Genomic DNA, 12,486 nt, shown 5'->3' with positions numbered 1-12,486 from the left:
TGTGAGGGTGTTCCTATGCAAAATAAAGGTGGTAATTCCCACGACGACAAGTCGTGTGATATTGGTTTTATCGGTTTGGGGGTAATGGGAAGTAACCTGACCATGAACCTAGTAGACCATGGCTATCGTGTCGCGTGTTTCGATTTAGATCAAAATAAAGTTGAGTCTATTCTGGCTAAAGACGCAAGCGAAAGAGCTGAAAATACTGAGCCTCGAGTGGAAGGCTGCAGTTCTTACACCGAGCTTTTGAGCAAGTTAAAAGCCCCGCATCTAATCATTATCTCTGTGCCAGCAGGCGCCCCCGTTGACCACGTGTGTAATCATCTTATCGATGCCGGTATTCACGCTGATGATATCGTTGTAGACACGGGTAATAGCTTATGGACCGACTCGGTCGCGCGTGAAGAGCAATACAAAGGCAAATTCATTTTCTTCTCTACTGCGGTTTCAGGTGGCGAAGTCGGCGCGCGATTCGGACCCTCTTTAATGCCGTCGGGTAACCCGTATGCTTGGACGCGTATTGAACCTGTGCTTACCGCCATTGCTGCAAAAGTTGATCCTGAAACAGGTAAGCCTTTAGAAAGTCATATACCTGGCCAACCTGTGGTAGAAGGTGAGCCGTGTGCAACGTATATCGGGCCAGTTGGTGCTGGGCACTATGTGAAAATGGTGCATAACGGTATTGAATACGCCGATATGCAGCTGATCTGTGAAACGTATCACGTGATGCGTGAAGCCCTGAATATGAAACCTGCCGACATTGCCGACGTATTTCGCAAATGGAATGAAGGTAAGCTAAATAGCTATCTGATGGAAATTAGTGCAGAAGTACTAGAGCAGATGGACCCTGAAACCCATGTGCCCCTTGTTGATGTTATCTTAGACAGAGCAGGGCAGAAAGGCACAGGGCTATGGACAGCAGTGAGCGCTTTACAAGTAGGTAGCCCTGCACAAACCATTACATCAGCAGTGTTCGCTCGCAGTATTTCAAGTTTGAAAGACGAGCGCGTTGCCGCTAGTAAAGTACTCGCGGGCCCAGATACCCCCACGTTTAGCGACGAGCAAAAAACCGCTATCATCGACAAGCTAGAACAAGCGCTTTATTGTTCTAAAATATGTGCTTACGCGCAAGGCTTCCAGCTAATGGCGATGGCGGGCAAAGAACATGGTTGGACGTTAGAGTTTGGCGAAATTGCTAAAATTTGGCGTGCTGGCTGTATTATCCGTGCGGTGTTCTTGCAATCAATTTCCAAGGCCTATGAAAACAATGAAGACCTTGCAAACTTGCTAATGGACCCCTTCTTTGCCGAGCAAATTACGCAATACCAATCAGACTGGCGCGAGTCTATCGCGCAAGCCACGCTGGCAGGAGTGCCATGCCCAGCGATGATGTCTGCATTGAGCTATTACGATTCGTACCGCACTGCGGTATTACCTGCAAATTTATTGCAAGGTCAACGCGATTATTTTGGTGCTCACACCTATCAACGTGTCGATAAGCCAGCAGGCAAAAAATATCACATTGAGTGGAGTGATCCTGCGCGGCCTCAAACCGCTATCAAAAGATAACGGCTGACGATTATTGCAATCAGCGCTAGGGTCACTAAAGCCTAGCCAATATGCGAAAGTTGGAAAAAGGTGTATTTGGTCTCAAATACACCTTTTTTAATGATAAGAGGTAAGTTATGTCGACAGATAAAAAACAAGACGAATCCATTGCTGAAAAAGATTGGAAAGTTGAATTAAGCGAACAGGAGTACTATGTATGCCGCGAAGCGGGAACTGAACGTCCGTTTACCGGTGTATTGCTTGATGAACAGCGAGATGGGCTGTATGTATGCAAGTGCTGTGAAGCCCCGCTGTTTCCCTCAGATACGAAGTTTGATGCAGGCTGTGGATGGCCTTCTTTCTATAAACAGCTTGATGATGGAAATGTAGATTATAGAGAAGATGTGTCTCACGGTATGCGTCGTGTTGAGATTTTCTGTAAGCAATGTGGCTCGCACCTCGGCCATGTTTTCCCTGATGGCCCAGCACCTACAGGGCAACGCTATTGCGTAAACTCTCTATCTATGACGTTTAAAGGGGAAGATAACGTTGAGGTTAAAGGGTGAATAAGCTTTTGGGCGCCTTCGCGAGAAACAACTAAAGGTAAACATCTGGTCAAATTATAACCTTGTTGGTGTCGCCTGTTTTGAATTTGTAAAAAAACCGCCCATAAACGGCGGTTTTTTTAATTATTTAGCATTAAAATCATGAAAGTTAATTTCAAAATACTAGAGCTTTTGTAATTTCAGCGTTTCTGCATTAAAGGTCGCGCTTTCTAAATGGTTGGTTATCTCATCAACGATATTATTTAGGATTTCTGTGGGAAGGTGGTATTTCTCCCCTAGCTGTAATCGCTGTGTTGCATCAAGCCTCTCATCGAAGTTTTCGGCAACGCCGTACCAAACATACGCAAGTCGATAGTTATCTAAGTCCATTCCAATTGAGGCAAGTGAATAAAAAATGCTGACATCGATATCGTCGCTATCTGTATACAAACTCAATGCCCGATACAGCGTTTCTACAGTGCGCGGTAGGTCAGTCTTTATTTGGACAGACGCTAGGGATACCAGTAGTGCAGGATCAGTAACCCGATTACTTGCCGCGTAGCGTTCAAAGCGATGAAATGCCGCCTTGTCATTGAAGCGAGTCCAGTGGTAGTACGACAGGTAGGGGTCTAAGGAGTTTTTGGTTTCTCTGCTTAGTCGCTTAATCTCTCTTTGAGCCGTGATCACGCCTTTAAGCCGGGTCGCTTCTTTTCCTTTGCGCTTTACATGTTCAATGTGCTGCACTTCTTCCACACAAGTTAGGTATTCTTCGAAGTTTAATAGAAGCGGGTACTTATACGCATCATTTTCAGGGTCTTGACTGTAATACCGTATGCGTATTATTTCAGCGCGTTCGGCCCGGCAGCGGGCATCTAAACTCAGGTCTAGGCATAATTCACTGTGCGATTCACATATCTCACTGATCGTTGGCTCGAAAAGATCGCCACAGCCACTAAGGGCAACGGCCGATATTAAACCCATCGCTGATAAGCGCTTTTTTGTTGGAAACTTACTAAATAAATTCTTCGTGGTGTGAGTTTTCATGGTGGTTTTGAAACTTATCAACAATTTGGTCTTCCTTGCTTGTTTATTTAAGATACTGCTCGTCACCGTCAGACGAAAACTCACCTAGTGTACCCTAAAAATAATAAAAAACTGACGCGTACTTAGGATTTGTTATAGGCCGTAGCCCACTATCAATGGTGGACAAAGCTATAAACAACGACAACACCGTTAATTTAATATCGATGAAGGCAGAAGCATGAATCAACAGTTTGAGCAGGAGTTACAAGGCAGCTGGCAAGAGCGTCAGGAATACGCAGAAATGATGTTGCCCCTTATTGGCAAGCTATATCGCAATAAGGCAGTTGAAATTTCAGTTTATGGACGCTCGCTACTCAATGCCAGCGCGATTGATATTATCAAAGCGCACCGCAAAGTGCGTTTGCATGAAGGGATCAAATTACGCCTACGTGAAAGCTATCCAATTTTGGAAGCGTTGAGCGCTATGCAATTGGCGCCTGCTCAAATTGATATCGGCAAACTTGCTTTCGATTTCCATTACGGTTCTGCGGTTGACAACAGCGACCTTACGGCCTACCTCAATGAAAAACTAAACGACGTTGCAGGCAAAGCGGACGACCAGAAACCGCAAGACGTTGTACTTTATGGTTTTGGCCGTATAGGTCGCTTACTCGCTCGCTTACTGATTGAACGTCAGGGAAAAAACAACAAGCTTCGTTTACGCGCTATTGTAGTGCGTGGAGGCCGTGAAGGTGATTTAGAAAAACGCGCAAGCTTGCTTCGCCGCGATTCAGTTCACGGGCCATTTAACGGCAGTATTACGATTGACCACGAGCGCAACGCGCTTAAAGCTAACGGCTCTTACATACAAGTGATTTACGCTAACAGCCCTGATGAGGTTGATTACACCCAGTACGGTATCGACAACGCCATTGTCGTCGATAATACAGGTATCTGGCGTGACCGCGACGGCCTAGGGCTTCACCTTAAAGCGAAAGGCGCGGCTAAAGCCATCCTTACTGCACCGGGTAAAGGCGACATCAAAAACATCGTTCACGGTGTTAACGATGAAGAAGTAACGCCAGAAGATACTATCGTTTCTGCGGCTAGCTGTACCACTAACGCGATTACGCCGGTACTTAAAGCGCTAGATGAAGAATATGGTATTGAAAATGGTCACGTTGAAACGGTTCACTCTTACACTAACGACCAAAACCTTATCGATAATTATCACAAAGGCGACCGTCGCGGGCGAAGCGCGCCGCTGAACATGGTAATTACCGAAACAGGTGCGGCTAAAGCCGTGGCGAAAGCGTATCCAAAGCTTGATGGCAAGCTAACGGGCAACGCTATTCGCGTACCAACCCCTAACGTATCGTTAGCCATTTTAAACTTGAACCTTAAGACGTCGGTAGATCGTATTGCCGTAAATGAATTCTTGCGTGATACGGCACTGTTTTCTAAATTGCAGCATCAAATTGATTACACAGCGAGTAAAGAAATCGTATCGACTGATTTAGTGGGCTCACGTGCCGCCTCAGTCGTTGACTCGCAAGCGACTATTGCCGCTGATAGCCGGCTGACACTGTATGTGTGGTACGACAATGAGTTTGGTTACAGCTGTCAAGTATTGCGCGTGGTGCGCGATATGGCAGGATTGAGCTTCCCAACGCTGCCTTTATGAAGGCAAGCTATTAACAAGCGAAAACGAAAGCGAAAGCGATAACGGTTAAGCGTTAAATTGTATAAAAAAACCGACCCAAGTGGTCGGTTTTTTAATGGTGTAAACATTTTGGATACTTTGGTCAGTACAAAACCCGTCGAGTGCGTGGAATTTTTGTTTACGTCTATGCTAAATTAGCGCTCAAATAATGAGGAAAACGACAGTCTATGCATATTTCCAGTCAATTCGACAGCGGTAACATTGAAGTAGTTAGCGCACAATCACCAGATGATATCCGTCTAACCATTCCCAACGACAATCAATCTGAATTTGCGCAGTGGTTCCATTTTCGTCTAGTGGGCGAAACGTTTGTAACGCACACAATGACCATTGGTAACCTAGCAAAATCAGCGTATCCCGAAGGTTGGAAGGGATATAAGGTTTTAGCGTCTTACGACCGCCAAACGTGGTTTAGAATTCCAAGTGAATTCGACGGTGATAATTTGTCATTTTCGTTAACGCTTGAACAACCCAGCGTGTATTTTGCTTATTTCATTCCCTATAGCTACGAACGCCATTTAGACCTTGTTCACGATGCGCAAATGTCTTTATTGTGTGAGCATAAGTTTTTAGGCCTTACCCTAGACGGCCGCGATATGTCTTTACTTGTTATCGGTGAAGAAACGCCAGAAAAGAAAAAAGTGTGGATAACGGCCCGTCAACACCCAGGTGAAACCATGGCCGAGTGGTGTGCTGAAGGTATTATATATCGCTTGCTCGACGAGCAAGATGGTTTGGCGCGACAGTTGCTTGATAATGCCGTGTTTTACGTAGTACCAAATATGAACCCAGATGGGAATGCCCGAGGCCATTTACGTACTAACGCTGTAGGTACCAATCTTAACCGTGAATGGGCGACACCATCGGTGGAAAAAAGCCCTGAAGTGCTTTACGTTCTCAATGCAATGAGTGAAATTGGTGTAGATATGTATCTTGATTTGCACGGTGATGAGGCATTGCCGTACAACTTTGTGGCAGGAACTGAAGGTAACCCTAGCTACACCGACAACATAAAAATGCTTGAAAACACGTTTAAAGATGCACTGTTAAACGCAACGCCTGAGTTCCAGGATGAATTTGGTTACGATAAAGACGAGCCAGGCAAAGCTAACCTTACCGTTGCATCGAACGCGGTGGGTGAGAAGTTTAAGTGCATGGCCTACACGGTTGAAATGCCGTTTAAAGATAACGCAGATGTGCCTGACGATATTTATGGCTGGTCAGTACAGCGCAGTCGTCAGTTAGGCGAAGATTTACTTATTGGTGTTAATGCTGTTGTGAAAAAACTGAAAGCAGCTAAACAGTAAAATAGGAATCAGGAAGTGAAAGCTTCCGTAAAAAGGCCTCGACAAAAAGAGGCCTTTTAATTATTAAAATAAGACAAAAAATAATTAAACATAATAAAAAAGGGGAATTACCTTGGAAGGGTTATATGGTTTTCTAACTATGCTCGATGGTTTCTTAGGGGGGGCGTTCTGGTTCCCTTATGTGCTGTTAGGTGTAGGTCTTTTCTTCACAGTTTATCTCAAGTTTCCGCAAATTCGTTTCTTCAAACACGCCTGGCAAGTAGTTACCGGTAAGTTTGATAAAGAAAGTGATCCAGGCGATACCACGCATTTTCGTGCCTTAACCACGGCGCTGTCTGGCACCGTAGGGACGGGTAATATTTCAGGTGTGGCCTTTGCTATCTTCTTAGGTGGCCCAGCAGCGTTATTTTGGATGTGGGTTACCGCCTTTTTAGGTATGACAACGAAATTTGTTGAAGTGACCCTTTCGCACAAGTACCGCGTTAAAACGGAAGATGGTACCATGGCGGGTGGGCCCATGTACTATATGGACCGACGCCTAAACATGAAGTGGCTAGCTGTTGCTTTCGCGATTGCTACGGTAGTGAGCTCATTCGGTACAGGTAACCTTCCGCAAAGTAACGGCATTGCACAAAGTATCGAAGCGACTTTTGGCTTTGAACCTTGGGCGGTAGGCAGTGTACTTGGTATTCTTCTGGCCTTGGTTATTCTTGGCGGTATTCAGCGAATTGCGGCGTTTACTGCTCGTGTAGTGCCGGTAATGGCGGTGATTTACCTTATTGGTGCACTCGCGGTTATCTTCGCAAACCTTGAAAACATCGGGCCGTCGTTTGCTGCGGTTATCGGTGATGCTTTCACTGGCTCTGCGGCTGCGGGAGGGTTTTTAGGGGCCTCGCTTGCTTATGCATTTAACCGAGGTGTAAACCGAGGTCTATTCTCAAACGAAGCCGGCCAAGGTTCTGCACCTATTGCACACGCTGCAGCAAAAACAAAAGAGCCAGCGTCAGAGGGGATGGTGTCATTGCTTGAACCTTTCATCGATACCATTCTTATTTGTACAGTGACAGGTTTAGTTATCCTGTCGTCGGGTGTTTGGAAAGAAAAACATGAGAACGTGTTTGACCGTTCTGACATGTATTTCGTTGCCGGCCAGTATGACGACACGAACCAAGCGGATGTCGATAAACTTTATGGCTACCTCAATGAGGTTGAAGGCAATGTGGTTGAGCCTTACACCGGCTCTATTACGGTTGTTAACGGCACCGCAGTCAGTGACGGTTTCACACTACTTAACGCGCGCTCAATTGCTGAAGATGTTAAGTACGCGGTGGGAAGTGAAGATCTGTTTACAGGTACGCTAAAAGTTGTAGACGGTAAGCCAGTAAAAGAGAATTTAGAAGTAAGTGGTAAGTCGCTGGTTCACTCTGCGGCATTGACAACCATTGCGTTTACCCGAGGCTTCTTCGGTGACGCGGGTCAATACATTGTTTCTATTGGTCTAATGCTGTTTGCTTTCTCTACCGCTATCGCGTGGTCTTACTACGGCGACCGTGCCATGACATACCTTTTAGGGCCGCGCTCAGTGATGCCTTATCGCGTTATTTACGTAGCCGGTTTTGTATGGGCAGCGTTCTCTGATACGACTCTAGTATGGGCACTTTCTGCAGTGGCAATTGTCGTTATGACCCTGCCGAACTTATTCGGTATTATGCTGCTTTGCAAAGAAATGAAAGAGACCGTGAACGACTACTGGGCTCGCCATAAAAAGTAAGTGTAAATAGGCTTATCGCTCGCTTTTGTCAGAAACAGAGCAAAGGCAAAAACGGTAGGTCAACCCATTGAAATGCGCGGAAGTGTACTTTGTTCAAAAGTTAACACCCCGCGCATTTTTTGTTTTGCGGTTGTCAGCTTAATCAACATAATCGACTTCATTGTTGTGCTGAACTTAAGTATGATACTCGTCCGCGTATAAATGCTCAGCACAGATAGCGCGAGTATTTCCATTTCGCACCCAATCAATAGGAGCAACATATGGCATTAGTTGACTGTCCTTCGTGCAATAAAAAAACGTCTGATAAAGCCCAGACGTGCCCTCACTGCGGTTTTAAGATAGGCGATGCGACTTCCGAAGACATCGAGCGAAAGCAAAGCTTACAAAGATTTAAAAAGTTGCAGAGTATCCAGAACCAGTCACTCCTTGCTATGCTGATCTTCGTAGCAAGTTTTGGATTCATGTACTGGGGCGGAACGCGCCCTGGCGACTTGCAACATAACCTGGCTATTTTGGGCGCAGTGGTTGGCTTTGTATGGTACTTAGTAAACCGCGCGCGAATTGTATATATAAAGCGTTTTTCCTAAATGAATATAGAAGCACTTGTAGGCAGCATGACGCCAGAAATATATGAGCGTTTACGTCAAGCAGTTGAAACCGGAAAGTGGCCCGACGGTACGCCACTTAATGAAGAGCAAAAGGCTAGCAGTATGCAGGCCGTAATGCTTTATCAAGCGAAAATTGAAAAGTCCTCAGAGCACATGACTGTAGGGGAAAGCGGTGAAATTGTTCATAAAAGCAAAGCCGACTTTAAACGCTCGTTAAGTAACGAGCATGATGATAAAAATACTATAGCGCGGTTTAAACAGGATGATATTTAGTCGTATATTTACGCCTTCACACCAAAGCCCAAAACCAGAGAAACGCATTCAGGCAATTGAAAGTCTCTCTCCAGTTAAGGCACAAGAAAAAACAATTCTTCACGAATTAGCCTTCAATGACGAAGACAGTAATGTCAGTTTGGCTGCTCTTGAAAAGCTTAATAGCTTTGTTCTTTGGCTTAAAATGTCGCAAATTGCAAAGCAAACACGAGTAAAGAAAACCGCTGAAAAAAAGGTAAACGAAGCGCTCGTAGGGGAAGGCGACCTCTCACTTTCATCTCAGGAAAAGTTTTCGTTTTTAACCGAAACGGCCAGTGCTGACTTAGTGGTGCAGATGCTACCGCAAATGCTATCAAAAGACCCCGCGCTTTTATCAGACGATAGTCTTGCGAAAGCGTTAATCGAAAAAGTCGACAAGCCCTCGTTTACGCAATACGTATTTCTGGAAGGGGCGAGTGCGGGTTTACAAACCCAGCTCATCAATGCTCAAGATAAAATATCCGAGTTGCAGAAGCTGGCCAAAAAGGTCTCAGATAGCGAGTTACTTGCGCAGATTGATACGCGAGTAGCGGCGATAAAAGACGCTCAGCGCCGCCCCGTGGAGCTTAAAAAACAGCTTACGTTAGTGTTGTCTAAATACCAAGCGCTGCTCGATAAGTCTGACGTGCAATTCATCGATGAAAAACAGCGGGAATTCGACAGCGAGTTAACGGGATTATTTGCGCAACTTGATTTACTCACTCAGGACGAGCGCGCAGAGTATGACGAAAAACGCACCCGTATATCTGAACAGGTCGAGCGTTATTTACAACGTATTCGTCCGGCGTGGGAAGAGAAGCAGCAGGCCGCGCAGCTTGCCAATACGAAGGCTTTGTGCGAGCAACAGCTAACATACGCTAACGAGCAAGTATCTTGGCTATATAATAATCGTCTTTGTGAGGCTACGCTTGCCGATGTCGCCACGGTCAACGAAAGTGTACGCGGCGTAGAAGCGACGTTAGAACAGCTTTCTCGAATGGAAAGCGAAAACTCAAACGAGAAACGTATTGCAGAAATTAAGCGCGAAGTGGACGGGTTGAATGACCAACTAGAGCGGTTTTCAATGCAGCAGCAATATGGACAAAAGCTGCTTATTAAGCTGCAAACGTTAGAAGATATTGCCGCTAAAATTGTTGATGCTTCTCAAAACGATGTGAACGAAGATAGCGCTAGTGAAGGTCTAGCAGCAGAAAGTAATAACGTGGCCAGCCTTAACGGTGCTTTCATTGAAGCGCGAAACGATTATCAAGTGTTAAGCCGTGAATTAGCGACTATTCCAAAAGCGTTGATGAAGCGCTTTAACGCTGCGACTAAACGGGTGAACGCTAACGAGCGTGCGAAGAAATCGAAAGAAAGTGAGCAAGTGAAGCACGTTAGAAAGCAAATTAGCGTTATCGATAACCTTATCGGGCAGGGTAAGTTCCGCGTCGCTATTGCTAAGTTTGCTAAGCTTGACGAAAGCTATCATGCGCTGCCTAGTAATGCGAAAAAGCAGGTCGAAAAACGTTTTGTAAAAACAGCTGAGGAGGTGTCGCATTTGGAAGGCTGGCAAGATTACCTTGCGGCGCCAAGAAAGCCCGCGTTGGTTGAAGAAGCCAAAGCGCTAGCCTCAACACAGGCCGACAATATAAAAGCACGAAGCGAAGCAATTAAATACTTGCGCAAGCAGTGGCTGTCGTTAACCCCCTCATCTACCAGTAATGGAAGTGACGATGGTGAAGACGCTGCATTACAGCAGCAGTTTGACGAAGCTCTTGAAAAAGCGTTTGAGCCTTGCCGAGAACATTATGCCAAGCTTGATGAGCAACGCGCTCAGGCTCGTGAAAAGCGTATGTCGATCATTGCAACTGTTAAGGCGATAGACATCAATACGCCTGAATCAGAGTTGGTAAAAGTGTTCGATAAAGCTGCGAAACAATGGCATAGCGCCGGTCAAGTTGAGCGCGAAATATACGAACCACTTAAACAAGAGTGGAAAGCGGTATCGTCGCCAATTCAAAGCAAAATACAGCAGTGGCAAAGTGGCAATCAAGCGCAAAAGCGCGCCTTGGTTGCACAGGCTCAGCAACTTGCTACGGAAGATGATGTGCATAGCGCTGCCGACAAATCACAGGGTTTACAGGCTCAGTGGAAGCAAATCGGGCATGCAGGCAAGCGAGAAGAAAGTAAGCTTTGGGCAGAGTTTAAAGCGGCAAATGACGCGGTTTTCGAGCGACTTAAGGCTGAGAGAAAAGTACAAAGTAACGCGTTTAATGCGCAAGTCGATGAGCTGCTTAGTAAAGTCGATAATATCGATATTAAGAGTGACAGCGCGGCTTTCGATGAGATAGTAAGCGAAATCAACGAACAACTTCGTGATTTACCTAAACCACAACGCAGTAAAGTGGAAAGAAAGTTAGAAGCCTTAGAGGCAAAACGTGTTTCGCTCGCGAAAAGCGCTCAATCTCAAGCTCGGGTACAAAAAGCACAAGCGCTTAGTTCATTACTTCTTCTTAACGTAGGGGAGGGCGGCACCGCTCGGGAAGGCGATGAAGAGACCTTACTTGAAACAGTGGGCAGACGGTGGTCAAGCCTTCTTAGGCAATCTGATGGTAATGCCAGCTGTCAGCACGATAGGCAGTGGCTAACGGTGGCGTTAGAAGTTGCTACAGATATGCCAAGTCCGGCCGCTGATGCATCAATACGTTCCAGCGTACAGTTACAAATGATGACGGCGAAGTTAGAACAAGGGCAAGCCGCTACAGCGCCCGATATTTTGGCCGATTGGCTATCCTTTGATGTGCTGTGTGAAAAGGACAAACACTTGGCGCAACGGGTTGTTGCGGTTATTGATGCGTACCCAGAGGTGGTGGCTTAAATGGAAAACGCGGTTGAATATCATTTCGAGACAGAAATGTCCGCTTATCGATTTTTAAACACGGTTAAACATATTGATGCTGAAGGGCTAAAAGTGAAATTTGGGCGGTCAGATCATCACGTAAGCGTTAAATATCGCTACGTGGTAGGCGTGTTCGATTCCACACTGTCCACTCTTGATGATTTAGCCAGGGAGTTAGGCGGTGAAGAGGTGGCGTAACCGTTAGCCTTAACACAAACTAAAAGGGCCAGACATATGTCTGGCCCTTTGGCGATAAAGTGCTGATTAACAGTCTTTATCTTCAGCTTCTACGCCTTCTTTCACATCTTCACACGCGTCTTCAACGGCGTTACCTGCGTCGGTAACCATCTCGTCTAGCTCTTCGCCTGCGTCTTCTGCTTCACCATCGCCACATGCGGCTAGTGATAAAGCAAATGCTGATGCTACTAGTACTTTTGATAGATTTTTAAATGAAAACATATCCTTACTCCTTTTTCCTACTAAAATAATTATTACTTTTAGGCTTTTGGTGCTCTGCCACGAAGCGCGTTAGCGATAAGTGAGATTACTAGCAGCGCGATAAACACAAAGAATAAAAACTGTGCTATACCTGTTGCTGCACCAGCGATGCCTCCAAAACCAAAAACTGCTGCAATAATGGCGATGATAAAAAATGTGATTGCCCAACCTAACATAACTAAATCCTCGTATTGCTTCCGTTACTTTCACTATGAATAATGCTAGCTTCGTGCCGAGTTTGTATGTTTATGATATATATGACTAAATTTTAAT

General features: G+C 45.6%; 12 protein-coding genes. 9 read left to right on the top strand and 3 right to left on the bottom strand.

Features of this window, described 5'->3' with window-relative positions; translation table 11 throughout:
- Positions 1-15: 15 nt before the first annotated feature.
- Together gndA and msrB are read left to right on the top strand one after the other, a co-directional pair.
- A complete protein-coding gene (gndA, locus tag MADE_RS11615; protein ID WP_012518786.1) occupies positions 16-1,569 on the top strand; it encodes an NADP-dependent phosphogluconate dehydrogenase in 1,554 nt (517 codons plus the stop codon).
- A gap of 116 nt (positions 1,570-1,685) precedes the next feature.
- Positions 1,686-2,114, top strand: a complete 429-nt coding sequence (gene msrB / locus MADE_RS11610) for a peptide-methionine (R)-S-oxide reductase MsrB (protein WP_012518785.1) — start codon at positions 1,686-1,688, stop codon at positions 2,112-2,114.
- A 162-nt stretch (positions 2,115-2,276) separates the two neighbouring features.
- On the opposite strand, the gene MADE_RS11605 is transcribed toward msrB, so the two are convergent.
- Positions 2,277-3,161: a DUF2989 domain-containing protein gene (locus tag MADE_RS11605; RefSeq protein WP_012518784.1), complete on the bottom strand. Its 885-nt coding sequence runs from the start codon at positions 3,159-3,161 to the stop codon at positions 2,277-2,279.
- Between the two features lie 193 nt (positions 3,162-3,354).
- Here MADE_RS11605 and MADE_RS11600 point away from each other — a divergent pair, with 193 nt between their 5' ends.
- The 7 genes from MADE_RS11600 to MADE_RS11565 all read left to right on the top strand — a co-directional run bounded on the left by MADE_RS11600 (position 3,355) and on the right by MADE_RS11565 (position 11,913).
- A complete protein-coding gene (locus MADE_RS11600) occupies positions 3,355-4,800 on the top strand; it encodes a glyceraldehyde-3-phosphate dehydrogenase (RefSeq protein WP_012518783.1) in 1,446 nt (481 codons plus the stop codon).
- Between the two features lie 206 nt (positions 4,801-5,006).
- Positions 5,007-6,146, top strand: coding sequence for a M14 family metallopeptidase (locus MADE_RS11595; protein ID WP_012518782.1), 1,140 nt, complete (start codon positions 5,007-5,009; stop codon positions 6,144-6,146).
- 112 nt (positions 6,147-6,258) lie between these two features.
- Complete coding sequence (locus MADE_RS11590) at positions 6,259-7,917, top strand: alanine/glycine:cation symporter family protein (protein ID WP_012518781.1); 1,659 nt, start codon at positions 6,259-6,261, stop codon at positions 7,915-7,917.
- Positions 7,918-8,177: 260 nt separating this feature from the next.
- Positions 8,178-8,504 carry a zinc-ribbon domain-containing protein gene (locus MADE_RS11580; protein ID WP_012518779.1) on the top strand — a complete coding sequence of 109 codons (327 nt, stop codon included), beginning with the start codon at positions 8,178-8,180 and terminating at the stop codon, positions 8,502-8,504.
- Complete coding sequence (locus MADE_RS11575; RefSeq protein ID WP_012518778.1) at positions 8,505-8,798, top strand: YeaC family protein; 294 nt, start codon at positions 8,505-8,507, stop codon at positions 8,796-8,798.
- The gene (locus MADE_RS11570) at positions 8,788-11,694 is read left to right on the top strand and encodes a DUF349 domain-containing protein (protein WP_012518777.1); all 2,907 of its coding nucleotides are present in this window, start codon (positions 8,788-8,790) and stop codon (positions 11,692-11,694) included. The genes MADE_RS11575 and MADE_RS11570 overlap by 11 nt, the downstream gene beginning before the upstream one ends.
- Positions 11,695-11,913, top strand: a complete 219-nt coding sequence (locus tag MADE_RS11565) for a hypothetical protein (protein WP_012518776.1) — start codon at positions 11,695-11,697, stop codon at positions 11,911-11,913.
- A gap of 66 nt (positions 11,914-11,979) precedes the next feature.
- On the opposite strand, the gene MADE_RS11560 is transcribed toward MADE_RS11565, so the two are convergent.
- A complete protein-coding gene (locus MADE_RS11560; RefSeq protein ID WP_012518775.1) occupies positions 11,980-12,174 on the bottom strand; it encodes a hypothetical protein in 195 nt (64 codons plus the stop codon).
- A gap of 38 nt (positions 12,175-12,212) precedes the next feature.
- Positions 12,213-12,389, bottom strand: a complete 177-nt coding sequence (locus tag MADE_RS20265; RefSeq protein ID WP_012518774.1) for a DUF1328 domain-containing protein — start codon at positions 12,387-12,389, stop codon at positions 12,213-12,215.
- Positions 12,390-12,486 lie beyond the last annotated feature (97 nt).

The organism is Alteromonas mediterranea DE (genome assembly GCF_000020585.3).
GTDB lineage: Bacteria > Pseudomonadota > Gammaproteobacteria > Enterobacterales > Alteromonadaceae > Alteromonas > Alteromonas mediterranea.
Note: the sequence above shows the minus strand (reverse complement) of the source record. Positions and strands in the feature narration are given on the sequence as shown.

Bases quoted from the DNA above. Each gene is read 5' to 3' on its own strand.
- msrB (WP_012518785.1), top strand. From the start codon at position 1,686: ATGTCGACAGATAAAAAACAAGACGAATCCATTGCTGAAAAAGATTGG.
- gndA (WP_012518786.1), top strand. From the start codon at position 16: ATGCAAAATAAAGGTGGTAATTCCCACGACGACAAGTCGTGTGATATT.
- MADE_RS11580 (WP_012518779.1), top strand. From the start codon at position 8,178: ATGGCATTAGTTGACTGTCCTTCGTGCAATAAAAAAACGTCTGATAAA.
- MADE_RS20265 (WP_012518774.1), bottom strand. From the start codon at position 12,389: ATGTTAGGTTGGGCAATCACATTTTTTATCATCGCCATTATTGCAGCA.
- MADE_RS11595 (WP_012518782.1), top strand. From the start codon at position 5,007: ATGCATATTTCCAGTCAATTCGACAGCGGTAACATTGAAGTAGTTAGC.
- MADE_RS11560 (WP_012518775.1), bottom strand. From the start codon at position 12,174: ATGTTTTCATTTAAAAATCTATCAAAAGTACTAGTAGCATCAGCATTT.
- MADE_RS11600 (WP_012518783.1), top strand. From the start codon at position 3,355: ATGAATCAACAGTTTGAGCAGGAGTTACAAGGCAGCTGGCAAGAGCGT.
- MADE_RS11570 (WP_012518777.1), top strand. From the start codon at position 8,788: ATGATATTTAGTCGTATATTTACGCCTTCACACCAAAGCCCAAAACCA.
- MADE_RS11565 (WP_012518776.1), top strand. From the start codon at position 11,695: ATGGAAAACGCGGTTGAATATCATTTCGAGACAGAAATGTCCGCTTAT.
- MADE_RS11575 (WP_012518778.1), top strand. From the start codon at position 8,505: ATGAATATAGAAGCACTTGTAGGCAGCATGACGCCAGAAATATATGAG.